The organism is Roseovarius sp. EL26, assembly GCF_900327775.1.
In the GTDB taxonomy this organism is placed as follows: Bacteria; Pseudomonadota; Alphaproteobacteria; order Rhodobacterales; family Rhodobacteraceae; genus Roseovarius.
Genome location: NZ_OUMZ01000006.1, coordinates 40,008 through 65,257 on the forward strand (window position 1 = coordinate 40,008; position 25,250 = coordinate 65,257).

At 52.3% G+C, this 25,250-nt stretch carries 25 protein-coding genes; 11 read left to right on the forward strand and 14 right to left on the reverse strand.

Translation table 11 applies throughout. The features are described from left to right. Position 1: 1 nt before the first annotated feature. The 8 genes from D9A02_RS05205 to D9A02_RS05240 form a co-directional block, all read right to left on the reverse strand. Positions 2 to 1,111, reverse strand: coding sequence for a mandelate racemase/muconate lactonizing enzyme family protein (locus D9A02_RS05205; protein ID WP_120499939.1), 1,110 nt, complete (start codon positions 1,109 to 1,111; stop codon positions 2 to 4). After that, on the reverse strand, positions 1,111 to 2,661 hold the full coding sequence (locus tag D9A02_RS05210) for a trimethylamine methyltransferase family protein (RefSeq protein WP_120499940.1): 1,551 nt from the start codon (positions 2,659 to 2,661) through the stop codon (positions 1,111 to 1,113). Before D9A02_RS05210 ends, D9A02_RS05205 begins: the two co-directional genes overlap by 1 nt. Next, positions 2,658 to 4,148, reverse strand: a complete 1,491-nt coding sequence (locus tag D9A02_RS05215) for an aldehyde dehydrogenase (protein WP_120499941.1) — start codon at positions 4,146 to 4,148, stop codon at positions 2,658 to 2,660. Before D9A02_RS05215 ends, D9A02_RS05210 begins: the two co-directional genes overlap by 4 nt. Then, positions 4,145 to 5,053 carry a dihydrodipicolinate synthase family protein gene (locus D9A02_RS05220; RefSeq protein WP_120499942.1) on the reverse strand — a complete coding sequence of 303 codons (909 nt, stop codon included), beginning with the start codon at positions 5,051 to 5,053 and terminating at the stop codon, positions 4,145 to 4,147. The genes D9A02_RS05215 and D9A02_RS05220 overlap by 4 nt, the downstream gene beginning before the upstream one ends. Continuing rightward, complete coding sequence (locus D9A02_RS05225; RefSeq protein WP_254054556.1) at positions 5,043 to 5,741, reverse strand: GntR family transcriptional regulator; 699 nt, start codon at positions 5,739 to 5,741, stop codon at positions 5,043 to 5,045. The genes D9A02_RS05220 and D9A02_RS05225 overlap by 11 nt, the downstream gene beginning before the upstream one ends. A 142-nt stretch (positions 5,742 to 5,883) precedes the next feature. Beyond that, positions 5,884 to 6,714, reverse strand: coding sequence for a glycosyltransferase (locus tag D9A02_RS05230; protein WP_120499944.1), 831 nt, complete (start codon positions 6,712 to 6,714; stop codon positions 5,884 to 5,886). 3 nt (positions 6,715 to 6,717) lie between these two features. Beyond that, complete coding sequence (locus D9A02_RS05235) at positions 6,718 to 7,932, reverse strand: FAD-dependent oxidoreductase (protein WP_162932969.1); 1,215 nt, start codon at positions 7,930 to 7,932, stop codon at positions 6,718 to 6,720. Between the two features lie 221 nt (positions 7,933 to 8,153). After that, complete coding sequence (locus D9A02_RS05240) at positions 8,154 to 8,972, reverse strand: TIGR00730 family Rossman fold protein (RefSeq protein WP_120499946.1); 819 nt, start codon at positions 8,970 to 8,972, stop codon at positions 8,154 to 8,156. A 79-nt stretch (positions 8,973 to 9,051) separates the two neighbouring features. Between D9A02_RS05240 and D9A02_RS05245 the strand changes: the two genes are divergently transcribed. Further along, positions 9,052 to 9,972: a threonine/serine dehydratase gene (locus tag D9A02_RS05245; RefSeq protein ID WP_120500396.1), complete on the forward strand. Its 921-nt coding sequence runs from the start codon at positions 9,052 to 9,054 to the stop codon at positions 9,970 to 9,972. Between the two features lie 116 nt (positions 9,973 to 10,088). Further along, positions 10,089 to 10,916 carry a 2,3,4,5-tetrahydropyridine-2,6-dicarboxylate N-succinyltransferase gene (gene dapD / locus D9A02_RS05250; protein WP_120499947.1) on the forward strand — a complete coding sequence of 276 codons (828 nt, stop codon included), beginning with the start codon at positions 10,089 to 10,091 and terminating at the stop codon, positions 10,914 to 10,916. Here the strand turns inward: dapD and D9A02_RS05255 are convergent. Further along, on the reverse strand, positions 10,894 to 12,510 hold the full coding sequence (locus D9A02_RS05255) for a choice-of-anchor L domain-containing protein (protein WP_120499948.1): 1,617 nt from the start codon (positions 12,508 to 12,510) through the stop codon (positions 10,894 to 10,896). The two genes, dapD and D9A02_RS05255, sit on opposite strands and share 23 nt — an antisense overlap. 156 nt (positions 12,511 to 12,666) lie before the next feature. Here D9A02_RS05255 and D9A02_RS05260 point away from each other — a divergent pair, with 156 nt between their 5' ends. Then, positions 12,667 to 13,008: a hypothetical protein gene (locus D9A02_RS05260; RefSeq protein WP_120499949.1), complete on the forward strand. Its 342-nt coding sequence runs from the start codon at positions 12,667 to 12,669 to the stop codon at positions 13,006 to 13,008. Positions 13,009 to 13,020: 12 nt separating this feature from the next. On the opposite strand, the gene D9A02_RS05265 is transcribed toward D9A02_RS05260, so the two are convergent. Beyond that, positions 13,021 to 14,076, reverse strand: coding sequence for a transporter substrate-binding domain-containing protein (locus D9A02_RS05265; protein ID WP_120500397.1), 1,056 nt, complete (start codon positions 14,074 to 14,076; stop codon positions 13,021 to 13,023). Positions 14,077 to 14,287: 211 nt separating this feature from the next. Here D9A02_RS05265 and dapE point away from each other — a divergent pair, with 211 nt between their 5' ends. The 4 genes from dapE to D9A02_RS05285 all read left to right on the forward strand — a co-directional run bounded on the left by dapE (position 14,288) and on the right by D9A02_RS05285 (position 17,929). Next, positions 14,288 to 15,442: a succinyl-diaminopimelate desuccinylase gene (gene dapE / locus D9A02_RS05270; protein WP_120499950.1), complete on the forward strand. Its 1,155-nt coding sequence runs from the start codon at positions 14,288 to 14,290 to the stop codon at positions 15,440 to 15,442. An 11-nt stretch (positions 15,443 to 15,453) separates the two neighbouring features. Beyond that, positions 15,454 to 16,041 carry a TIGR04282 family arsenosugar biosynthesis glycosyltransferase gene (locus D9A02_RS05275; protein WP_120499951.1) on the forward strand — a complete coding sequence of 196 codons (588 nt, stop codon included), beginning with the start codon at positions 15,454 to 15,456 and terminating at the stop codon, positions 16,039 to 16,041. A gap of 56 nt (positions 16,042 to 16,097) precedes the next feature. Continuing rightward, entirely contained in the window at positions 16,098 to 16,409 is a 312-nt protein-coding gene (locus D9A02_RS05280; protein WP_120500398.1) for an ETC complex I subunit, read from the forward strand. Positions 16,410 to 16,570: 161 nt separating this feature from the next. Further along, entirely contained in the window at positions 16,571 to 17,929 is a 1,359-nt protein-coding gene (locus D9A02_RS05285) for an MATE family efflux transporter (protein ID WP_120499952.1), read from the forward strand. Positions 17,930 to 17,959: 30 nt separating this feature from the next. Here D9A02_RS05285 and D9A02_RS19150 read toward each other — a convergent pair whose 3' ends face one another. Both D9A02_RS19150 and D9A02_RS05290 read right to left on the reverse strand, forming a co-directional pair. After that, complete coding sequence (locus D9A02_RS19150; protein WP_162932970.1) at positions 17,960 to 18,136, reverse strand: hypothetical protein; 177 nt, start codon at positions 18,134 to 18,136, stop codon at positions 17,960 to 17,962. A 42-nt stretch (positions 18,137 to 18,178) separates the two neighbouring features. Further along, entirely contained in the window at positions 18,179 to 19,066 is an 888-nt protein-coding gene (locus D9A02_RS05290) for a LysR family transcriptional regulator (protein WP_120499953.1), read from the reverse strand. A gap of 91 nt (positions 19,067 to 19,157) precedes the next feature. Here D9A02_RS05290 and D9A02_RS05295 point away from each other — a divergent pair, with 91 nt between their 5' ends. Next, positions 19,158 to 20,168 carry a quinone oxidoreductase gene (locus D9A02_RS05295; RefSeq protein ID WP_120499954.1) on the forward strand — a complete coding sequence of 337 codons (1,011 nt, stop codon included), beginning with the start codon at positions 19,158 to 19,160 and terminating at the stop codon, positions 20,166 to 20,168. Positions 20,169 to 20,217: 49 nt separating this feature from the next. Here the strand turns inward: D9A02_RS05295 and D9A02_RS05300 are convergent, their stop codons facing one another. Together D9A02_RS05300 and D9A02_RS05305 are read right to left on the reverse strand one after the other, a co-directional pair. After that, complete coding sequence (locus tag D9A02_RS05300; RefSeq protein ID WP_120499955.1) at positions 20,218 to 21,210, reverse strand: MBL fold metallo-hydrolase; 993 nt, start codon at positions 21,208 to 21,210, stop codon at positions 20,218 to 20,220. 116 nt (positions 21,211 to 21,326) lie between these two features. Further along, positions 21,327 to 22,289: a LuxR C-terminal-related transcriptional regulator gene (locus tag D9A02_RS05305; RefSeq protein WP_120499956.1), complete on the reverse strand. Its 963-nt coding sequence runs from the start codon at positions 22,287 to 22,289 to the stop codon at positions 21,327 to 21,329. 159 nt (positions 22,290 to 22,448) lie between these two features. Here D9A02_RS05305 and D9A02_RS05310 point away from each other — a divergent pair, with 159 nt between their 5' ends. The 3 genes from D9A02_RS05310 to D9A02_RS05320 all read left to right on the forward strand — a co-directional run bounded on the left by D9A02_RS05310 (position 22,449) and on the right by D9A02_RS05320 (position 25,177). Next, the gene (locus tag D9A02_RS05310; RefSeq protein ID WP_120499957.1) at positions 22,449 to 22,775 is read left to right on the forward strand and encodes a helix-turn-helix transcriptional regulator; all 327 of its coding nucleotides are present in this window, start codon (positions 22,449 to 22,451) and stop codon (positions 22,773 to 22,775) included. A gap of 13 nt (positions 22,776 to 22,788) precedes the next feature. Continuing rightward, positions 22,789 to 23,820 carry a permease gene (locus D9A02_RS05315; RefSeq protein WP_120499958.1) on the forward strand — a complete coding sequence of 344 codons (1,032 nt, stop codon included), beginning with the start codon at positions 22,789 to 22,791 and terminating at the stop codon, positions 23,818 to 23,820. Between the two features lie 109 nt (positions 23,821 to 23,929). Beyond that, positions 23,930 to 25,177: a Na+/H+ antiporter NhaA gene (locus D9A02_RS05320; RefSeq protein WP_120499959.1), complete on the forward strand. Its 1,248-nt coding sequence runs from the start codon at positions 23,930 to 23,932 to the stop codon at positions 25,175 to 25,177. Positions 25,178 to 25,250: the final 73 nt, after the last annotated feature.

A 25,250-nucleotide genomic window follows, 5' to 3' on the forward strand; every position in this document is an offset into this window, starting at 1 on the left:
CTTATCCCCCGAACGAGGCAATCGGCGCCCCAAACAGTGATGCATCAGGGGTTACACCCAAACCAGGTCCTTCGGGTAGGTCGATATGTCCGTCTGTGGTCTTAACAGCGTTTTCAGGATCATAGTGCCCTTCAATATACGGCTGCGCCAGCCAGACCCCTTCGAGCCTGCGAGGGTCAACCGTGGCACCGATATGTGTGCATGCAGCTGCGATCACATCGCCACCCCAGCTATCATCACAAGTATGGGGCAGATTGCGGGCCGCACAGATATCACGGAATGTGGACATAGGTTGCAGCCCGCCGATGCGTGTGATCTTCATGCCAAATCCATCCACCAGATCAGTGCCAACTGCTTCAACAACACTGGCAAGATCTTCAGATGTTTCATCCATATAGAGCGGATGGTTTAACAACGGGCGTATCGCACGCATTTCTTGCACGGTTGCACAGGGTTGTTCGATCACCAACGGAATATCCGAACATGCGCGGCTGACGAACTGCGCATCCCGTGTGGTCCAGCCACGATTGGCATCCAATGCCAATCGCATCCCGGTTCCTTGAATCTGCTCCCAGACTTTGCGTGCAACAGCGACATCTATTTGTGGATCACGCCCGCCGACCTTGACTTGCAGACGTGGAAAACCAACGTCACGTTTTTCAGCCGCAATGCGGCCAGCCTCTTCTGGCTCCTCGATTCCGATAGCATAGTAAGATGGTACACGCTCCGTCACGGCTCCGCCTAACAGGTCAGCAACCCTTAAATCCAGCTGCTTACCCAGAGCGTCATGAACGGCAATATCAACTGCGGCCTTGGCGTAATTGTTCCCCATCAACAGGCTGTCCATCTTATGATGCACTGAAAGTGGCAAACAGGAGCTACCAATCAAGCCAGGTGCCATTTCTTCCAACGCGGCGCGCGCGCCCTTGGCATGTGATTTTTCGTAGGTTGCACTCAGGGGGCAAACTTCTCCCCAACCTTCAATATCCGTATCTGTTACCAGTTTGACCAAGGTCGTCTCCAATGCCCAAATCAACGAGTTAGACATCGTATACGGCCCGTTTTTGACCGGAAGGTCATACTGGTAGATATGCAGTTCTTTGATACGCATCAGTAATCCTGGTTCAATGCATCCGCTGCGGGGATCTCCCGTTCTCGGCGTGCGATGTAATCCAAAAGGGCCTCGTTCACACCGGCATCAAGTTTAGGCTCTTCGTAAGAGTTGAGCAGATCGCGGGTGTATTGCAATGCCCGCTGATTGACCTCAACTCCGCCTTCGGCTTGCCATTGCTCGATCGAGTTGTTGTCAAACAGCTCTGGCATAAAAAACGCGCGTTGGAAGTTTTCGAGCGTATGCGGATGACCCAGATAGTGACCACCCGGGCCAATATCACCGACAGCGGCAAGAGCTTCATCAAAATCATCCCAGCGAACGCCTTGGGCCATGCGGTAAGCCATCGCGCATTGTTCTGCATCGACCACAAATTTTGCCATCGAGCAGTGCATGCCCGCCTCATTCCAGCCGGCCGAGTGCCACATGTAGTTGGTGCCCGCCATTTGCAACGCCATCAGCGTGGTAGCGGATTCGTAACCGGCCTGCGCGTCAAAGGTCTTGGCCCCACCAAGGGTATTCGAAGATCGCCACGGCACACCGTAAAAACGCGCCATTTGCCCGATCATCATGTTCATCATGCTAATCTCTGGCGTACCCGCCATTGGCGCGCCCGATTTCATGCTGACGGTTGAAAGGTAGTGGCCATAGATTGCGGGCGCACCTTTGCGAATCACCTGCGTGTAGGCCAGAGCGCTTAATGCTTCAGCGTTCAGCTGTGCGACCGTTGGCGCGACTGAGGCCGGAGTATTCGCACCACCCAAAACGAAGGGTGAGCATAGAACCGGTTGATTGCGCCTGCTAAAAGCGCGCATTGCACCCAGCATCGTTTCATCCCACACCAAAGGTGAGTTACCGTTGCAATTGCCTGTAACAACCGGGTGGGTTTCAAGGAATTCCTCACCAAACAGGATGGCACACATGTCCAACACATCTTCGGCATTCTTGGGCGAGGTGGTCATGCCCATGAACATTTTGTCCGAGTGTTTCATCGATGAATAGGTGATCCGCAGGTGGCGTTGGCTGATCGGGTGATCATAGGGCTCTACAATATGGTGGGCAGAGCTATGCAGCGCTGGCAGCATATGACTAAGCTTATGGAAGTTCGCCAAATCATCCAGCGTCGGGTTGCGACGTACATCGTCCAAATCACGCAGGAAGGGCGCACCCGTCATAGGCACAAATACGGCATTTTTCTTGCCAAACGGCAGGTTATTGGCCGGATTACGGGCGTGATATGTGAACGTCTCCGGGATCGTCTTGATCAGCTCGCGCACAAGTTCACGATCCAGATAAACTGTTTCACCAACAACCTTGGCCCCGGCTTGTTTCCAATCCTCAATCGCAATCTCATCACGGAAATGCACACCGACATTTTCCAGAATGTGCATAGAGGCCGCATCGATACGCTCGACCTGTTCCTGATCCATCAATTCGGTCAGGGGCATCTTGCGCTTGAGGCCCGGCAACATGGTGAAATCACGCGCCTGACGGGCGGATTTACGTGCACCACGCCCGCGGCGGGTTTTTCCTACTGCGTCAACGCTCATCCTACGTTGTCCCCTTCTTTCGGATCGCTCAAGTCGATCCAGATCGTTTTCATTTCGGTGAACTGGTCATGGGCGTGGATTGAGTTATCACGACCACCAAAACCGGACTGTTTGTAACCGCCAAACGGCGTGCTAATGTCACCTTCGCCGTAGCAATTAACAGTCACTGTTCCAGCCCGAATGTCGCGTGCAGCGCGAATGGCGCGACGGACATTACTGGTAAAGACGGATGCCGCAAGGCCGTAATCGGTGTCATTGGCCAGCGCGATCGCTTCCTCTTCTGAAGCAATTTCGATCACAGCTAAAACAGGACCAAAGATTTCTTCGCGCGCTTTGGCATCGTCCTTGGACACTTCGTAGACAGTCGGAGCAACAAAGTTGCCGTCAGCCTTGCCGCCAACCAAAGCCTTGCCCTTAAGGTAGCTGCTAACCTTGGCGCAGTGCTCGCTGTCTATCAGCGAACCGAGGTGGTTTTGTGGGTCCAGTGGGTCACCGGTTTTCCAATCGCGGATGCGGGCAACGATCCGCTCCATCAACGCACCTTTGACAGCCTTGTGAACGATCAAACGTGACGCCGCAGAGCAGTTCTCACCCATGTTCCAGAACGCGGCATTAACGACATGCTCGGCAACGTTATCCAGATTTTCGGCATCATCCAGAACAACACAGGGGTTTTTGCCACCACATTCCAGCGTGATCTTTTTCATGTTGCTGTCTGCAGAATAGCGAAGGAAGCGTTTACCGGTTTCAGTTGAGCCCGTGAAGCTGACCATATCCACATCGGCGTGCAGGCCCAAAGGCTCGCCTACGCCGGGGCCATCACCGGGAAGCACTTGCAGAACACCACGCGGAATGCCTGCCATATGTGCAACCTCGGCCAGGCGCAGGGCGGTCAGGCTGGTTTGTTCGGCGGGTTTCACGATGACGGAGTTCCCTGCCGCCAGTGCCGGACCGATTTTCCAGGCCATCATCAACAGTGGGAAGTTCCAAGGCAGAACAGCGGCCACAACGCCTACAGGTTCGCGCACGATCATAGAGATTGCGTCATCACCTGCTGGGGCCGTTTGATCATAGATCTTGTCAATCAGCTCGGCGTGCCATTTGATAGTGTGAATGGTTTCAGGAATATCAACAGTTTCGCAATCTAGGATCGGCTTACCGCTGTCCAAGCTTTCCATCACCGCAAATTCACGGCGACGTCGCGTGATCAGCTTACAAAAGCGGATCAAGACATCTTTGCGTTCACTTGGGTGCAGGCGTGACCATTCACCACGATCAAAGGCCTCGCGTGCTTTTTGAACCGCAAAATCAACGTCATCTGCGTTTGCAGTGCTGATTTTGGTGATCACCTCGCCCGTGGCTGGATTGACGGTTTCCATCATCGGGCCAGAACCCTTGCGGAATTTGCCATCAACGAACGGTGTGGCAGGGAAATCGATGTCGGCGGCGATTGCGCCGTATTCGTCGCGTGTCAGAAGGTCGGTCATTTGGCCTCTCCCGTAATTTTGGCAATCGCCGTGTTCATGGTGCGGATCACTTCTTCGAGCGCGCGCTTGTCATCTTTATTCAAAGGCTGCAGTGGCTTGCGCGGCGGGCCTGCTTGAATGCCACGCGTGCTGAGGCCATGCTTGATGCATTGAATAAATTTGCCGCCCTGCTCCAAAACCCGCATCAGCGGCATCATCGCCGACATGATGGCCCGACCCTTGGTGTAGTCGCCCTCAATCACACAGGCTTGATAAAGTGCAACGTGCGCTTCGGGTGCAAAGTTTGAGCCGGCACAGACCCAGCCTTTGGCACCCCAAGCAAAGAATTCCAGTGCCTGATCATCCATGCCGCATAGCAAACCCAGATGCGGGTAATCACGGGCAATCATGTGCAAGCGGTTGATATCGCCAGAGCTTTCCTTGATTCCGCAGAAATTCGGGGAGCGACCAAGACGGTCCAGCGTCTCTTCATCCATGTTCACGCCCATCCGACCCGGATAGTTATACAGCATCACCGGCATATCGACAGCGCGGTCGATGGCCAGTGCGTGCAAGGCAACCTCGCGACCGGTAGGAACAGCATAAGGCGGGGTGGCCACCAAAATGGCGTCCATATCTAGATCTTTGGCCACTTTGGCATATTCAATGCTGTCTTCGGTGCGAATGGCGCCGGTTCCACCAACCAAAGGCACGCGACCTTTGATTAGCTCCTTGACACGCTGCATCAGCCAAACACGTTCTTCAAAAGTCTGGGCGTAGTATTCACCGGTTGTCCCAGCCACGATAATTCCGTGCACGCCACCTGATATCAACAACTCAACCGTTTCTGCAAGCTCTTGCTCTTTAACGGTAAAGTCGTCGTTATAGGGCGTGACGATGGGTGTCCATATCCCTTCAAACTGCATGTTTCATGTCCTTCATGGCAAAAACGTCGATTGGCAGCGGGTCCGGGCTGACGAACTGCTCCAATCGATCGCGGGAGAGATTCCAATGTTCCAAAGTGAGCTCGAGCGCCTTGTTTGGCTCTTGTTGTTCGATTGCTTCGATCATCTGCTCGTGATGCTCAATCGCTGTTTTGATACGGTTTTGGTCGTCTTCGGATTTTGGCCGATAGAATGTCTGGCTCATACGGGTGTGATCAATCAGCATGCGGTTGAGGCTGGGCAGCAAATACGGGTTTTGTGACATCTCACCAATTTTCCAATGAAACCGGTGGTTCATAATGGATGACTGCCCAGCGTCGCCATCAAGGGTCGCCGCCCCATGGGCGCGCTGTATCTCTTTCAACTCTTCAATCTGACTGATGCGGCGGTTTTCTGCAGCCAGCTTGGTGGTGCTCGCATAGATCATCGGTGCGGTTTGAAAGAACATCCGCAAAGACGTCAGATCCATGGAGGCCACTTTAGTGCCACGGTTTTGCTCACTCCGCAGATATCCTTCACCGCTCAAACGCTGAAATACCTCACGCATCGGCGTGCGCGAGATGCCGTATTGCTCACACAAAGCGGCCTCGTCCAGATCACTGCCAGGGGCAATATCCAGCGTCAAAATCCGCATACGAATGTCTTCAAGGCATTGGGTTTTACGATCCATGTCCATTCCGAATCTTTAATTTATACGAAATGTATACAAAATGTATAAATTTTGAAAGAATTAAATTTCAACACGCAAAGGTTGAGGTTTAGAAACGCCAACCGAGATGAAATAGAACCAAAATTTGAGATTACCTTGCAGATTAAGGCATAATCTCTTTCAAATACTGCGGTGTCTCAATGACCTGTCGCGCATCAAGCCGGTATTCCACCAACTCATCAGAAAATGCTGGATCGTTGGTCTGGCTTCTTACGACTTCGCCCATTTGAAAACAGTGCTGCTGCCAAGCAAGCTTTAGCTCCTGCGTGGATAATTGCGTCCATTTTTGATGCGTGTTTCGATCATGAAGACGCTTCCAATAGAGGGGTTCAGGTACTTTTCTCAAATCTCCGAAACAGGCTTGCTGTATTATCCAAGTAGAATCGACGCTGAAATTTGTGGGAATGTTCGGCTGCATTTTCAAAAGCGGCCAATCACTCGGATGCCGCCGCATCAGTGCACGGTAACTGTAGCCACTATACAAATTGCGCATGATGTATTCGAACCGTTCACGCATTGGCCCGCGCACTTCAGAAGCAGGTAAAATGCCATCTTGGAGTTCGATATCGCTATAGGCAGCGAACGTATTCTGATCATTTTGCAAAATTTCCAGACACGCCTCGATATATCTGGGTCTCAATATATCATCGTGCGGCAGCAACATAAAATACTGCCCTCGCGCACGTGAGAGAGCGAAATTGCTATTTTCCACCCAGCCGAGCTGTTTTGAAACGTTAAAAATCCTTATTTTTTTATGCTTCCGATACTTCTTTAGGTCGGGTGTTGGATAAGCGCCATCATTCGATACGACAATCTCGATATCTTCCACAGTTTGGTTCAGAGCACTCTGTATAGTCGCATTGATAAAGTCCTGACTTTGGAATGCTGGGATGCAGATCGAAACCAAAGGCTTTTTTCGCAAGAACGAAAGCATAAATTACGCGCCCTCCAAAATTGCCTCAACACATTGAACTGCGCACCTTGCGGTGGAGGTATATTTGCCAGTTTCAATGCTCCAGTAACCCTTGCTCAGCTCGCTAGGCCCATGATCGTAACGTTGATGAAGCATGCTTGACGGGTCGCTGATATCCGTTTGGCCTCGCGCCATGATGAAATCACCTATAAGTTTGGTTTTCACCGGGAATTCAATCGCGTTTTCTAGCTTTTTATATGTTGGGTCGATTGTAGAATATCCCCCCCACGTCTTCCTGCTCAAATCCTCTGATCTGGTTTCGAGACAGGGGCGACCACCTATAATATCTTCGGTAGATGAGAAACACATACCTACAGGATACCAACTACAGTACAAACTATCATTCTGTTCGTAATAAACGCTATCGCCATAGCTGCCCGACGTCGCGGTGGCGTTTTTCGGTAACTCGTCCCCAAAATAATGAGATGCATTTTCCAAAAGAACGCCAAACTTGAAGCGTGTAAACCATTGTTCTGCAGATGGAAAACCAGATCTTCGGTCGATATTGCGCCTGTCGGCCCAGGCCGCATTTACCACAACATTGAACGGTCCATCCGGTTGGCGTTCAGGATCCTCAAAGAGGATCTGCCATTTCCCTGCACGATGTTCGGTACGCTTTATGCGGGACTCCATCATGGTTTCAATACGTGGGTGCGCGCTCACACAGCGCCGGACTGCACGCGCGATCCCAAAAGGCCAAAGCCCTCTTTCTTGTGTTGTAAAACAAGCCGCGTCTGGAGCAGAAGAGCTATGGTTTATTTCAAAATCTGGGGTTTCCGCTTGACCAAGATATGTAAGGTTAAGGTGTTGCTTTCGCTCCCGGACCTGCGTTTCGACGCGCTTGAAGTGATGTTTAATCTCCTCTACAGAAACTTTGCTGTCTCGAGGGACGAAATAGTCAAAGGTGTCAAACAAACATGCTTCGAACTCTTTGGCAGGCATCCATCGTTCTAGGATAGCTCGGAACATCAGGGCATCGTCAATGAGACGCACAGCAGTGTTAAAACCTTTATCAGCCGCGTAGACATAGCCAAGATGGATCTTGCCCTCATTCGCGGTCGATGCACGCGTAAGTAGCTCTTTCTCTTGATCGAAGATCACGACAGAATGACCACGGTCCGCAAATTCCAAAGCAGAAATACACCCCGTAAGGCCGCCACCGATAATTGCGATCTTCATCATTTCTTTCCTAGAACTGGCTTTTTCTACTCAACATGCTCTCAGAAATGTTGAGAATTCCGCCCGTCTATCGCGCGTTAGGTCAGCGCACAAGTCGTGCGACCTAAGTCACGGTCCCCATAATTTCAAAATCATCCCCCCCAATGAGAGGCGAACACGCACTCACATGATGGGCAACAGGCTTCACACTAGAGACAGAAATTGGCCTTCGATCCAGATCTCTAACCTTCTTCTGTCCAATTTTCGATAATCTCCACCGCCTCTTGTGCAGTTTCAACGAATTGGAAAAGATCCAGATCTTCGGCCGAAATAGTGCCTGCTTCAGCCAGTGCTTCCCAGTTAATGATACTGCGCCAGAACTCTTCACCAAACAGCAAAAATGGCACCCTGCCCATCCGGTCCGTCTGAATCAGAGTGAGCGCCTCGAACATCTCGTCCAACGTGCCGAAACCACCCGGGAAGCAACAGATCGCGCGGGCGCGCATCAGGAAGTGCATCTTACGGATGGCGAAGTAATGGAAATTGAAACACAGGCCCGGGGTAACGTATTCGTTCGGGGCCTGCTCATGTGGCAACACGATGTTGAGGCCGATAGAATTGCCACCCGCATCTCGCGCGCCACGATTTCCGGCTTCCATCACGCCGGGGCCGCCGCCGGTGGTCACAACATATTCACGCCCATAGCTCTGCATCGATTTTTCCGTCATCAGGCGGCCAAATTCACGGGCTTCATCATAATACTTCGAAAGATTGGCCAGTGTTTCAGTCCGGGCCTCATTCTTTTTGCTGGGCTCAGGAATACGGGCACCACCAAACAGGATGACAGTACTGTTGATCCCGCGCTCATTCAGGATCATCTCAGGCTTGAGCAATTCCAGTTGCAACCGAACGGGACGCAGTTCATCCCGGCACAGAAACTCCTCATCTGCAAAGGCCAAACGATAGGCCGGGGCACGGGTTTGCGGCGTGTCGGGAACCTGCTCGGCCGTGTTACGGTCAGAGTGGGCATCACGAAAGCGGCGTTTACGATCTTCATTCATGGCTTGCAGATCCTGTATATGTGTTTTCTACAAGAGGTATCCCTTCCATTTGGTAAAGACCAGAAAAAGAGACATTATGATGAATTGGCAGCAACAGATCAGTGACGCACAGGCACGCATTGCCGGATATATCCGTCAGACACCGGTGATTACCGCAACTGGAATTGCGGGGCAGGGTCATGTTGAGTTGAAGCTGGAACAGATGCAACACACTGGAAGCTTTAAGGCGCGCGGGGCCTTTAACACAATGCTCTCCAACGTCGTACCTAAGACCGGTCTGGTCGCCGCCTCAGGTGGCAATCACGGGGCGGCGGTGGCTTATGCTGCGGCCAGTTTGGGGCACAAGGCTCGGATTTACGTGCCCGAAATGGCAGGCCCGGCCAAGATTGACCTGATTAGGCAGTTGGGGGCTGATCTGGTTGTGGTGCCTGGGGCCTATGCCAATGCATTAGAGGCGGCAAAAACCTATGAGGCCGAGACCAGCGCGATGCAAATCCATGCCTATGACGCCCCCGGCACAGTGATTGGGCAGGGCACCCTGATGGCAGAATGGGAGGCTCAGGGGCTACAAGCCGACACAGTGCTAATCGCCGTGGGTGGTGGCGGGCTTATCGGTGGGGCGTTGGCTTGGCTGGGTGGGCGACGCAAGGTGGTCGCGGTTGAACCTGAAACCTCCTGCGCTTTGAACGCTGCGTTAAACGCAGGCGCGCCTGTCGATGTCGAAGTGTCGGGCATTGCAGCAAATGCACTAGGCGCACGGCGGATTGGTGACATTTGTTTTGATTTGGCGCGCGAACAAAACATGGAATCGGTTCTTGTCAGCGATGCGGCAATCCGGGCAGCACAAGAATGGCTCTGGCGCGAGATGCGGCAATTGGTTGAACCAGCAGGGGCTGCAGCATTGGCTGCGCTGATGTCAGGGGCATATCGCCCATCGCCGGACGAAACACTGGCGATTCTGGTCTGTGGCGGCAACATTGCACCCGATCCATTGACCTAAGGGCAGTCCCAATTTCGGTTTGCCGCGTTTGCGCTACCAGTCGTCGCATTGCACGTCGTCGCCAAGCGCCTTATAGGCCATGCCAGACAGGAAAGAATTCAGCCACGGAGAGCCTGATGTCAAACGCGCAACTTGAACAAGCCATCGAAGCCGCATGGGACGTGCGGGACACAATCACCCCAGCCACCACCGGTGAAAGCCGCGAAGCCATCATCGAGACGCTGAATGCGTTGGATAACGGCACATTGCGCGTGGCGCAAAAACTGGACGACAACAGTTGGCATGTGAATCAATGGGCAAAAAAGGCGGTTCTGCTGTCCTTCCGCTTGAATGATATGGCGATCATCGAAGGTGGCCCGGACAATGCCGGTTGGTGGGATAAGGTGCCATCGAAGTTTGACGGCTGGGATGCCGATCAGTGGACCAAAGCAGGTTTCCGCGCGGTTCCCGGCTCAATCGTGCGTCGCTCGGCCTATATTGCCAAAGGCGTCGTGCTGATGCCATCGTTTGTGAACATCGGTGCCTACGTTGACGAAGGATCGATGGTTGACGGCTGGGCCACTGTCGGCAGCTGCGCGCAGATCGGTAAAAACGTCCACCTGTCGGGTGGCGTCGGCATTGGTGGAGTTCTGGAGCCAATGCAGGCCGGGCCGACCATTATTGAAGACAACTGCTTTATCGGCGCGCGTTCCGAGGTGGTCGAAGGTTGCATCGTGCGCGAAGGCTCGGTTCTAGGCATGGGCGTGTTTATCGGCCAGTCGACCAAAATCGTTGACCGTGAAACAGGCGAAGTCTTTTACGGTGAAGTTCCACCCTATTCAGTGGTCGTTGCCGGATCGATGCCAAGCAAAAACAACGTATCGCTCTACTGTGCGGTGATCGTGAAACGGGTTGACGAAAAGACCCGCTCAAAAACCGGTATCAACGAGCTGCTGCGCGACTAAGCCTACCAGCATTCGATACGTTACAGAACACACAGGGCGCGGTGATGAGCCGCGCCTCTTGCGCCCGGGCCTCAGGGCGGGCGATGGGGCCATAACCCATCTGATCAATGGCCAGTTCAGGGAACAGGGCAAACACCTCTTCCCGCACTTCATCATCCATATCCTGCATCACGGTTGGGCCGGGGTACAAGCTTTCGCTTTCCAATCCATCCGTTGTGACAATCTCGTGCTGATCAAACAGCAGATGAACGTAAGTGACATCACCCCCCGGACAGGCGCGAATGCTGTGTTCGTTGATCAGATGCCGCGCCTTGACCAACACCTCTAGCACGCCACAACATAGCTCGGCCCGCCAGCCACGCAACAAGATGCGATGCTGCTGGGAAACCCGGATGCATCCGTGGTTGCCCAGCGCAGTGGCACCAATTTCAATCGGGGCATAGCGCCCAGTGGCTGGTACCGTGCGCCGCCCAACCCAGCACACCGGTTGCAACCCATGATCACGTGTCGGGATCAGATCACCGGGCTGCACATCTTCCACCGGGCGAGGGCCTTGATCCGTATCAATCAGCGTACCCAACACAAAACAGGGTACGGTCTTGTTCAGGGTAACAAAGGCAATATCAGTATTTCCAACTTCGTCCTCAACTTTGTAGGAAAAGGCGTTGCTGTCGTCATCAGCGCCATCTGACTGCACCTCGATGCCATTTTCGGTCAAGGTGATCACTTCGCCAGAGGGTAGCGTGATCTGGTCACCCTGCACGACAGGTTGACCGTTGATTTCAGTAATGGTCAGGGTGCTACTCGCGCTGCTGCTGTCATTGGCCAACAGATCAAATTCACCGTTTCCGTCATATTCAATCTGGTCATCTTCGGCGACCAGTGCAGTTTGTACAGATCCGCCTGCGATCAGCAGGTTACTGTCGTAATGGGCATCCCCGCCATCAGCTATACCGATTTTGATGGTGTTAATCTGATCTGGATTAACCGGGGCTTTCAGCGTCAGCGTAACGGTAAAGCCGTCCATTTCAGTGTTATACGGATCGGTTGAGGCGGGGTTGTCGACATAGAGGTTTTGATTGCTCTCATTATTGATGTTGTTGATTGTAATGTCGCCGGTGCCAACCGTCAGCTGTGCCGGTTCCCCATTCACCCAGACACCCACCGCATCGTTAAAACCAGAATCGACATATTCAAGATACTCCTCGGACGAGAACACAACCTGCATGGTCAGGGTGCTGCCCTCGGGGGTAAAACTTGCCTCAAAAACTGATGCATCATAGGTTTTCTGGCCTGAAATATCCTCCAGATCGTCATCCCCGGACTTCTTCTGGTTCGTACTGGTTGAGGATTTGACATTGGCATCCCCTTTGCTGTTGGTGACGTCTTTCGCCTTGCCCGTGGATAAAATGACCCCGCTATCCGATGGCGTGATACCCGGCGCAACATTATCGCCATCTGAGAACACGCCAGAGGCCGTGCCAGCACCGGTGTAGCTGGCGGTCTGTATGGTGATCCCGTTACCAAAGATTTCCTGCGCCATGTCCATTGCGCTGGCTTTGGTATCAATCGGCAATTCCGAGGCTTTGACCATTGCAGTACTCCGCTCATTTGAATGCGAAACAAGGCTAGGGCAAAGAAATGTGGGGGCCGTTTACAGGCGAGTAGAATCTATTTCCAATTTTAGGAAAATCCGACTCATCACCAGCTCGCGATTGACGCAACTCGCCATGACGGGTAGGTGCGCGGCATGACACAGTCTCAAAAAAACAGCAAACAGCAGGTTTTCACCCTGCTGGTCGAAATTGGCCGCAAAGACGGTGACGGCCTACCCACTAAGGCAACCGGTGCCGCACTGGTTATCTATGCCAGCGGCATTGATGAGGCTGAAGCCGTGCGCGAAACCGTTGCCATCCTGAAGCAAGCCGATACCGCGCCACTAGATGTGTCAGGCTATGGAACGCTGGAAGAGCGTGAGGCCGAAGGTCACGACATCAGTGATGAAGAACGCGTGTTGATGCAACGTGCGCTGGACGAAAACGCCGTTATCGTCGCCCAGATGACACCGTTTTACGATGACGCACCAAACTGAAATCAAGGTTGATCAATCTGAAGAGTGGCCAAACCAGTTTTGCTGGATCTCGGCGTAGGTTCCGTCTTCACGCAAATACAGCAGCGCCTTGTTGATCTCTTCCGCCAATGGGCTGCCAGAGGGCAGGGCAATGCCGTAATTTTCGCGCAGAAACACCGGACCCGCGAGCTGAGCTTTTCCGGCCCCTTTGGATTTCACATAATAGGCCAAAATGGGGGCATCAAAAACGACAGCTTCGATTTCGCCGCTTTCAAAGGCCTCTAATAATTCATCCGACCCTTCATACCCGATATACTGCAAATCACGCCGTTCCATAAAGGTTGCAGCAGTGGACCGCGAAACGGTTCCAATACGTTTACCGTACAAATCACTGAACGAACTGACCGACGAATTGATCGCTTCAATCGTCATCATCGATGTGATCCTTGCCACAAAGATCGACACAACAAACAAAGACGAAATCACCAAAATAACACCAAAGAAACGTCCGGGTGCGCTTCGGGGGACACGTTCCTCAAACCCGCCATTCACAACCAGATTGAGCGCCCACCAGAAGGCAGGGAAAACAGCCTTACCCGCAGTGTAATTGAAATAGGGCTGTTTATGGCGCTCAAACAACCACATCAACATGCCCGCAGCCACCAGCACGCCAAACGCAATAAAAACCGGGACCAACAAATTGGCACTTGAGATAATCGACCAAACGCTCACGTTGCGGTTATCCTGTGTTGGTGTCATGATCTGCAGGCCCGCACTAAAGATTGGCTGGGAAAAATCCATCACCGCTTCGCGTTCGGAAGTCACCGAAATATTCGCAATGGCAAGATCGACTTGCCCACTTTCAACCGATTTAAGCATTTCAGTAAAGCTGCGGTGCCGCTCAAACTTGAACTCAACGCCGATACGTTCCGCGATGGCACGCCACAAATCTACGGAGAATCCGGTGTCACGGTCATTAATCTCCATTGAGAAGGGGGAGCGGGAGATCGTACTGACAGTCAATTCCTGTGCGACCGAAAGCATCGGCCACAGCAAAAGTGCCAAAAATATTGCCAATTTCCTAATCATGGTTCCCTCGTGCATGCTTTCGGCGATTTAATTGAACCGTAATTGTGGCGCAAGTCTCCTGTATTCGTGTCTAATTTGTAGAGGTAATTAAGCCACGTCACCCCAAACAGCGCAGTATGTCCTAACGACACTATCAAAGCTGTGGCAGCCTGGATATTTGCTTTGCACGTGAAAGCGCGGTAGTGGCATTGCTAATCTTTGGAGTGATGTCATGTCCGATTGCCCTGTTGATCCTGCCACCCTGACCGCAGATTTAATCCGCTGTGCGTCAGTGACACCTGAAGAAGGTGGCGCTTTGGTGATGCTTGAAAGTTTGCTCACCACAGCCGGTTTTTACTGCATCCGCGTCGACCGGGGTGAGGTCAGCAATCTTTATGCCCGCTGGGGTGCAAAGGCCACGCCGCGTACCTTTGGTTTCAATGGGCATACTGATGTTGTGCCCACTGGAGCCGAGGCCGATTGGACCTTTCCACCATTTTCAGCAACCGAACAGGACGGTATGCTGTGGGGGCGCGGAGCGACTGATATGAAATCAGGTGTGGCAGCATTTGCAGCTGCCGCTGTCGATTTCGTGCAAAAAAGCCCCCCAAAAGATGGCGCGATCGTCATTTCCATCACTGGGGACGAAGAGGGCGATGCCGTAGATGGCACCACTGCCATTCTGGATTGGATGCAGGACAATGGCGAAAAAATGGATGTCTGCATTGTTGGTGAGCCGACCTGCCCAGAGCAGATGGGTGACATGATCAAAATCGGCCGCCGTGGGTCGCTGTCGGCTTGGTTCACCATTAAGGGCGTACAGGGGCATGCCGCTTATCCGCACCGGGCCAAAAACCCTATGCCGCCGATGGTACGGTTGATGGATCGGCTGGCGTCCAAAGAGTTGGACCAAGGCACCGATCATTTTGATGCGTCCACACTGGCCGTGGTGAATATTGATACCGGCAATCCCACCACTAATGTGATCCCCGCGCAGACCCGGGCGATTGTAAACATCCGGTTCAACGACGCCCATCACAGCTCGGATTTGATCAATTGGATGCAGGATGAGTTAGATCAGGTTTGTGCCGAATTTGACGTTGATGCTGACATTCGGATCAAGGTTTCTGGCGAAAGCTTTCTAACCCCGCCCGGTGCACTGTCTACACTAGTGTCCAAGGCGGTTGAGGCCGAAACCGGAGTTGCACCTGTTTTGTCGACCACCGGGGGTACATCAGATGCACGGTTTGTAAAGTCACACTGTCCCGTGGTTGAATTTGGGCTGGTCGGGCAGACCATGCACCAAGTGGATGAACGGGTAGAGATTGCGCAAATTCACCAGCTCAAATCGATTTACGCCCGAATATTGCGAGACTATTTCGCGTGAATATCGCCCGTATGCGCCATCTGGTTATTATGGTGAAAGAACCACGACCCGGCCGCGTTAAAACCCGTCTGGGGCGTGAGATCGGCATGACAACCGCTGCATGGTGGTTTCGCCATCAGGTGCGCCGCCTGTTGCACGAACTAGATGATCCTCGCTGGCAGCTGACACTGGCCGTCGCCCCTGATATTGCGGGCCTTCAATCACGTGTCTGGCCCAGCCATCTACCACGTATTCCGCAAGGGCGCGGAGATCTGGGACAACGTATGGCACGAGTGATGCATGTCATGCCACCCGGCCCGGTTTGCGTGATCGGCGCTGATATTCCCGGCCTACGTGCTCATCATATCGCCCGCGCTTTTACTGCGTTGGGGTCACATGATGCTGTGTTTGGCCCAGCGGATGACGGGGGATACTGGTTGACCGGGCTTAAACGTAATGCGCCTCCGCCACCGGGTCTGTATCAAAATGTACGTTGGTCGTCGTCCGATGCGCTGGCCGACAGCGTGACCAGTCTTGGAACTTCCAACGTGGCGTTAATCGACACATTAAGGGATGTAGATACACTGGCAGACCTAAAGGCACTGACTACGCACTCCTGACACCTTGCCGTCTTTGTGGAAATCTGGATATATGGCATCAGATGAAGGAGACGATCATGCCAGCGCGTATCTATCAGCCGGCCCGTAATACGATGCAGTCCGGCACTGCAAAAACCAAACAATGGGTTTTGGAATATGTTGCGGAAACAGCGCGATCCGTTGATCCTTTGATGGGCTGGACATCGTCAACCGATACGCAGGCGCAAGTCAAACTGCGCTTTGCCAGTCGCGAAGCTGCTGTTGAATATGCCGAAGAAAACGGTATTGATGCAGTTGTTCAGGAACCCAACAAACGCAAGCCAAACATCCGTGCTGCTGGTTACGCGGAGAATTTTGCCACGAATCGCCGCGGGGCCTGGACGCACTGATCTGCATCGAACCTGCATTCAACGTATTTCTACTCTTGAAGCTTGGCGGCGACATCCGCGGCCGGACGACCGTGTTACTCTAAAGACGCCACTTGGGGATATTCACCCTATGGGGGTGATCGCACCTTGCCACAGGAACTGACCAGTCATAGGGCTGAATCATGTCTAAAGCCACCTCATATCGCCATCATGCCCGTGCTCTGGCGCTGCTGGCTGCACCTTTGGTCGGCAGCCATCTGGCGCAACTGGCCATCACACTAACAGATGCAGCCATGTTGGGCTGGTATAGTGTCGATGCGCTTGCTGGAGAGATCTTAGGCGGAACGTTGTTTTACGTTGTCTTTATCGTCGGATCAGGCTTTGCCTTTGCCATCATGCCACTGGTGGCAGCGGCCAATGAATTGGATGATCAAATACAGGTGCGCCGCATCACACGCATGGGGGCATGGGCATCGATTCTGTTCGGCATCGCCGTGATTCCACCAATGGTCTGGTCTGAACATCTATTTCTTGCTTTGGGACAGGACCCAGAAATCGCAGCTTTGGCGCAGGATTATCTGGCGATTTTGAGTTTGGCAGTAATGCCATCACTGCTGGTGATGGTCCTCAAATCCTATCTGGCCGCGCTTGAGCGAACTCAGGTGATCTTATGGGTAACTTTAGCCGCTCTGGTGCTGAACATTCTGGTGAATTACCTGCTGGTTTTTGGCAATTTTGGATTTCCAGAAATGGGCATCCGCGGCGCAGCGCTGGCCTCGCTCATTGTAAATGTTGCATCCTTTGTCGTTCTTGCCGTCTACGTCATGCGCGCACAACCGGAGCATGCGATGTTTCAACGACTGTGGCGCCCCGATTGGGAAGCATTGGCACAAGTGTTTCGTCTGGGTTGGCCGATTGGGTTGACCAATCTGGCAGAGGTCAGCCTATTCGCGGCCTCGACCACAATGATGGGCTGGCTGGGGAAAATTCCTTTGGCCGCGCATGGAATCGCCCTTCAGGCGGCATCGGTTGCCTTCATGATCCACCTTGGTCTCAGCAATGCCGCCACTGTACGGATCAGCCAGGCATATTCTCGCCACGACCGGGTCAGCATGCGCACCATCGCGAAATCTGCAATGGCTATCACTGCTCTCGTCGCTGTGGTGGCATCGACTTTGTTTATTGTCTTTCCCGAGGCCATTTTGGGGATCTTTTTACATCCTGGAGAACCGGAAAGGGCCGCTGTGATCGCCGTCGGTGTTATCTTGCTGGCCGCTGCCGCTTTGTTTCAGCTTCTGGATGGCGTGCAGGTTCTGGCACTGGGGTTTCTGCGAGGTATCCAAGATACGCGCGTCCCCATGGTGATCGCCGGGTTCAGCTACTGGATTGTCGGGGTAAGCGCCAGTTACTATCTGGGCTTTGTCATCGAGATGGGTGGTTTGGGCGTTTGGCTTGGTCTTGCGATCGGCCTAGCAGTGGCAGCCGTACTTTTGCTGATCCGCTATTGGCAGATTACAGCGCAATCAAAACCTGACGCCTGAAATCGTCAAAGCCGAGTGCGTGTCTAATAATCACTTCTTATCGCGCGCAGCTTTTTCATCTTTGGTCAGCTTGTTGTTCCAAACATTATTGCTCAGGCCAAGCTCACTGGGCATGGGTTTGGTTTTGCCAACGCTGACTTTGCCTCCGTTATTCAGGTATTCCTGAATAAGCGCGTCATCAGTGGTTTCTTTTGGGACATGTTTCATAACAACTAGCCTAGCTCATGCCCGGTTGTCACGCAACGATGGTTATGTTGGTTGTACACCTGTGCGCAGCAAATCCTTGTGATGATACAAAACCTGCTCGATGACTTTGCAAAGGTCACCTGCAAGTTGATTATCCCCTGTATCACGGTGACGCATTAACCAGATATCTTGCTGAAATTCAGTATTTGGCAAGAGCTTTTTCAAGTCAGAGTGCGCTGCCACATACAACGGCAATAGGGCAATACCTTGCCCCGATTGGACCGCAAGCAATTGGGCATTCAGGCTGTCAAAGGACAGGTTTGGAGCGGTACCATCGGTCAGATCGTGCATCCATTGCGCCAAAAACACATATTGCAGATCACGATCCCAACCAATCAAGCGATGATTGCGCAGATCCGAAACCTTATTCATAGCTGGCATATTCTCTGAATAACCCGCGCTACAAAATAGCCCAAACCCCAAGCGCCCGATCCGCCGAACTAAGTAGCGCCCACTTTCTGGTCGCACCAGTCGAACGGCAATATCAGCCTCTCGCCTGTTGAACTCCACAGGAACAACGCTGGTGGAAATTTCGAGCCGCAAATTAGGTTGATCAACCTGAAACGCGCCCAATTCAGGTAAAATCATCTGCTGTCCCAGAAGCTCGGGTAGCGCAATCCGAAGTGCTACCTTTGCACCCGAAAGTTCATGCCGTTCCAAGGCAATCATATGCTCTTCGGCTTGTTCTGAGATAGTAAAGTAACTGCGACCGATGTCTGTCAGTGCATATCCATCATTACCACGCAAAAACAGTGTGGCATTCACAGAATGCTCAAGCTCTGCCGCACGACGGTGGACCGTTGACACGCTGACGCCCAGCAGTTTTGCAGTTCGGCTCAGCCCACCTGTACGTCCAATCGCCAATAATATCTTGATGTCATCCCAATTCATACCTTTCCATAATTCGAAAATGAATTTCCATCAATCGCTATAGAGCCATCTGCAAAATTTAGGGATTATATAAAAAAGGAGATACATCATCATGAATCATAAAATTAGACATTTCCAATATCAGAAACACGGGGCTGCGGATGTGCTGTCCTGCATAGATGCCAACATCGAATTGCCTGCTGTAGATGATGTTCAAATTCACCATACCGCGATCGGCGTAAACTATCTTGATATCTATCAACGCAGTGGCGCAGATCTCTCAATCTCTCTTCCTTCGGGCATCGGCGTCGAAGGGGTGGGAATAATCAAAGCTGTTGGGGCAAATCAGTCGCGATTTTCGCCTGGGGATCGGGTGGCATATGTCGGGGGGCCGCCCGGTGCATATTCGACAAGTCGCAATATTCCAGCATCACGGGTGGTCAAGCTTCCTGACTGGATTGGGGATCAGGTCGCTGCAGCGTTGATATTCAAAGGATTGACAGCAGAATATTTGACTCACCGTTGTGTAGATGTCCAAGCTGGCCAATCAGTCTTGTTCCACGCTGCGGCAGGTGGCGTTGGTTCTATTGCGTGCCAATGGTTGCACAGCAAAGGTGCAACTGTGATTGGCACCGTTGGATCCGAGGAAAAGGTTGATATTGCATATGAAAATGGTTGCGATCATGTTCTACTGTCCAACGATGCTGATCTCGTTAAAAAGGTGCGTGACCTTACCGGTGGGGTCGATGTTGTTTACGATTCAATCGGTCAGGCCACCTTTATAGCCTCTTTGGATAGTTTGCGCCCGCGTGGTGTCCTGGTCAGCTTTGGAGCCGCATCCGGAGCACCGCCCGAGATTGATGTAAGTGAGTTATCTAAGCGTGGCTCATTGTATCTGACCCGCCCCTCAATTGCCCATTACACATCCGACGCAGAAGAATATCAGCAGGCTGCCAATCATTTGTTCCAAGCAATTTCTGATGGGGTGATCAAGCCTGCGAACATCACCTCTCTTCCGTTTTTTGCCGCAGCAAAAGCACATTTACTTCTTGAGGGTCGGAAAACGACCGGATCCGTGATCCTAATTCCTGAAGAAGATAATGCCCGCCTGGCTGTTGTGTGATCATTTTGGGTCGGAGCACGCCATAGGCGTGCCCCGTCTTTGCTTAATGTTAAGCCGTCTGGGCGTTATGCCCAAAATACATGAATTCCCGATCCATTCCCGCGATCTCGCCCGCTTCAATCGAAAGGCTGGCACTGTCGAGCATTTTATAGCTCTTTTGTGCTTTCACCCAGTCATCCGCAGACTGCAGCGTTGTCAGAGTATAGCTTGTGGTTTCACTCAGATAATGCGTTGGGATAATCACCTTGGGCTTCAACTTTGAAACAATGTCATTGCCCTGATCATACGACAGAATGTGCTGTGATCCGTCCACGGGCATGGTCAACACATCGACCTGACCAATGGCATCCCAGAATTCTTGCGGTGGATCATGCCGGTTATCACCCCAGATCAAGGTGCGCACGCCACCGGTTTCCACCAGATAGACCACCATATCCATATGGCTAACGTTATCAGGTGGGCAGGCCTTAACTCCAAATTCATCCAACGCATTTGTCCAATTGTACCAACCGGGTGCCCTACAGACGTGTTTGTCAGCAAAACCAGTGATTTTCAGGTCGGCAAACTCAAAATTTCCAACCATTCGATCCAGTACCATGGTGGACACAGGGCGGTGAATCGCATCGTGATCAAAATGGGTGTGCGTGGACATGCAGATATCAACAGGTGTTTCCGGAAATTCGTTCTTGAACCAAAGCCCCCATGCGCCAGATGGGTCATCACGCCAAGGATCGAACAATACCGTTGCTCCTCCAGGAGAGGTGATTTTGATCGCGCAATGACCAAAGAAATCAATTCCAACGGCACCACCGACGGCATTGCCCGTTGTCTTTTGCAATTCGATCACACCGTTGTTGTTACCCGGTTGCGTCCAATCCGTCGATTGCGCTTTGGCGCTTGTGCTGCCTAGCAACGTTGCAGCGCCACCGACACCGGCAGCCCCTGCTGCCATAAAAAACGATCGTCGTGATAACCCGGGGGTCAAATCGTCCCGATTCCCCTTCAATAGTGTCGGTTTCAGATTGAGATCCTCTTTTTCCATTTGCTTTCCCCTGTTGTTTATTGCCGGGTCACGCCCGGGTATACGCAGAGTAACAATGAAGCCACGTGTAACCGTCATCGAAATACTATTGGGGAAATATGGGGTAAATCCCCATATTATTGCAGCGACAATAACAAGCTGCGTAAGTTCTGGCCGCTGCGCTTCAAGCCAAGCTTGTGTCGGATATTATTGCGATGAAACTCTACCGTGCTCGGCTCTCGTGAAAGAGTGCGGGCAATATCCTTGGTCGTCTGACCACGCATGATCATCTGCGCGATCTCTTGCTCGGTCGGCGTCAGGGATTCGAAAATCGTTGTCAGCTGGCCGCTCATTGTCGAGGTGATGGACTTTAGGTTTTGTTCTGCCAGCTCAACGTACACACGGCCTGCCGGATCAGCCTCTAACCGACTGCGTAGTTTTGCCAAATGTGGCATCACGAGCCCCTTTATCTGACGCAGGACATTGGCATCATATTCCGCGCGCGAGGTTTCGACACTATTTAAAAGTACTCGCAGGGCGGTGTTGGCCTCTTCCAGATCCGCAGTGCGGTTAATCACCCTAAGTTCAAGTTGATCCAGTGTTGCCTGCAACTCCGCCTCCAACTCCGTACGGTGTTTAATTTCAACCAATAACTCCAAATCCGCTTCAATCACTCTTGCGAATTCCTGCAATCCCTTCCGAAATAAAAGCGCGCGGCGGTTGCGACGGGTGTCGAGAACACAAATAGTGCCGAAAACCGTGCCATCCGGCCACTTCAAGGGATAGCCAATATAGAAGCTCATCCCATGTTCCAGATCATCGTTGTCTGCCCACTCTGGCTCACATGCAGCATCCTCAACCAAAAGTTCTCCATCGCGTTGAAGCACGCCATAACAATAGAGTTTTTCGTTCAGGGTAAATTTGCACCCCGGCTGGTAAGGGTTATCCATACTTTGGCTGGTCACAAAGACCGAATGATACGGCTCATGTGTGCGCATAACCAAACTGGCAGGCACATCAGCAACCCGTGCAATCAAGTCAACAATACGTTGCCACTTCTCAATGGTTTCTGGCGATATTTCAGGTTTATGACCAGTCATGTCAGCCTCAGTATGTATTGCTTTTCCATGTGTGAGGCAAATTTCTCGTAGGACAAAACTCTTTCTCGGCGATCACAGTTTATTTGTTGGGAATATTTTATTTTCATGAATATCGAAATATAACTTGCCATTTACAATTATTTCTATAATTCTAGAAATATGAAAAAGATTGATACTGATAACATAGAACTTCAAGTTGCCGCCTCGACCTTTGCCGCTTTGGGTAGTGAGCAAAGGCTAATGGTCTTACGTGTACTTGTCCGGGCCGGATCTAAAGGCCTGAGCATCGGCGAGCTGGGCCAGCGCAGCGGTGTTACTGGGTCGACATTGACTCATCACATGAAAATCTTGTCGCAAGCGGGGCTCGTGACGCAGGAAAAGAAAGGACGCAGCATAATCTGCGCTGCTGTGGCTTATGATCGGCTGCATCATCTTTCGGAATTCCTGCTGCATGAATGCTGCGCAGACGCACCAGAAGAGCAATAGGCGGACCAACCTCATGGCAGATGCAACTGCAAACAAACCCCTCGGACTTGTCCGGGGGATGGACCGGGTATGGCTGGCGCTTACCTTCATTCTCATCCTAATAGCGCTTGTGGATTGGCCGCAATTCTTTCCAACGGTTCAATTTGCATCAAGCGCATTATTAGGCACCGCGCCATTCATTGCCTTTGCCGTATTTGCGGTGGCTTATCTCAAGGCGACAGGGGCCGAAAGCCTGCTGGCGCGCGCCTTTCAGGGCAATCAGATTCGGATGATTTTTGTGGCCGGACTGATCGGCGGGCTGGCCCCGTTTTGTAGTTGCGAGGTTATCCCCTTCATTGCTGCCATGCTTGCCCTTGGTGCGCCTCTGGGGGCGGTTATGGCCTTTTGGTTGGCATCACCGTTGATGGATCCGGCGATGTTCTTGATTACTTCAGGTACGCTGGGCTGGGATTTCGCAGTAGGCAAAACTCTTTCTGCGGTTGGTGTTGGTCTGTTTGGTGGGTTTATCACCATGATACTGGCAAGATCCCCTTTGTTCGCCGATCCACTACGCGAAGCCCCCCAAGTAGGCTGCGGTTGCGGTTCCAGCAATTCATTTGAAGGCACACCAGTATGGCGCTTCTGGACTGATATAGACCGCTTGAATGCTTTCAAGACATCTGCCCTGAGTAATGCAAAATTTCTGCTCAAGTGGCTTGCGCTTGCCTACGTGATCGAGGCCCTGATGCTGGCTTATATTCCAGCTGAAACCGTGGCTCGTATTTTAGGCGGTGAGGGATTGGGACCAATTATCCTTGGTGCAATCGTCGGCGCACCTGCCTATCTGAATGGATATGCGGCCGTGCCACTGGTGGACGCACTGTTGGCGCAGGGAATGAGCCAAGGTGCCGCGATGAGCTTTGTCATTGCCGGGGGCATCAGCAGTATTCCTGCGGCAATTGCTGTCTGGGCGCTGGTGAAACCGCGGGTTTTTGCAGCTTACATTGGCTTTGCGGTCGTTGGAGCAGTGATGGCGGGGTCTCTTTGGCAGGTCGTTGCGACATGAAAAGCCGCAATTTCATAGAATAACGTCGTTTCGAATCCTCTCCCCTCGGTTGCCGCAATGCAGTAAATATCCTAATCCTTAAAAAACAGAAAAACAGGGTTGGATTTATATGTATCGTGTCTGGAATTTCGTCGCGGAATATTCGCTGCTGTTGATCATTGGCGCAGTTACTGCCCTGATATGGGCCAACACAAATGCTGAAAGCTATCACCATTTCGTCGAGTTCGTGATTTGGGACCATGCACCGATTGGCCACCTGCATGACGGGCATCGTACGCTTACGCTACACTATCTGGTCAATGATGTTTTGATGGCCTTGTTCTTTGCTATTGCCGCCAAAGAAGTATGGGAGGCCGTAATCCTAAAGAACGGCTCCTTGCGCGGAAAAAAGGCTGCAACACCCCTGTTTGCAACCGCTGGCGGCATGTTTGGCCCAATCGGCGTTTACCTTGGCCTTGCGATGCTAATGGGATCAGATACCTATCAGGCCGTCGCGAATGGTTGGGCGATTCCGACGGCAACCGATATTGCCTTTTCCTATCTGGTTGGTCGCCTTGTCTTTGGCGCTGGTCACCCGGCGGTCCGTTTTTTGCTGCTGCTGGCAATTGCCGATGATGCGGCCGGTCTTATCATTCTGGCAATCTTCTACCCCAGTGGCGATCTAGCGCCCGAATGGTTGTTGCTATCTGCGGCTGGCGCATTCTCTGCGTTTTTCTTTTTCAACTACCTGCCGCGCAGAATGGATCGGGGCAATCAAGACCGCCCAAATTCCACCCGCATTCGCAAACTGTTCGGAGGTCTGCCCTATATCATCGGTGGCTGCATCAGCTGGTATGGGTTCATGCGTTCGGGGCTGCATCCGGCCTTGGGTTTGCTACCTATCGTGGCGGCCATACCGCACGCCGACCGGGCCTTTGGTATTTTCAGCGCCGCCGAAAAGCACCTGCATGATTTGTTGAACGTTATGGAACATGCACTCAAACACCCGGTTGAGATTGTTTTGTTCCTCTTTGGTCTGCTCAATGCTGGTGTTGAACTTTCAGCCATTGGTGATGCGACGTGGTTGGTTCTGGCTGGCCTGATTATCGGCAAGCCCGTGGGGGTTCTATTGTTTGGCTGGATAGCCGCAAAACCTTTGGGGTTGGGTCTTCCGCAAGGGATGCGGATTGTCGACTTAGTGGTCGTCGGATGTGTGGCCGCGATTGGCTTTACTGTATCGTTGTTTGTGGCCTCGGTCGCGTTTGATGTCGGTCCGGTTCAGGATGCGGCAAAAATGGGTGCGTTGTTCAGTTTCGGAGCTGCTGTTATTTCAATCATCGCTGGCAAAGTGGCGCGTGTGCAAAAACAAGAGCTATGAACACAAACTTGGTTGAAGCTTTGAACCGGCGTTTAAACGCCGGTTTTTCTCATCAATTGCAAATTTTTTCGTA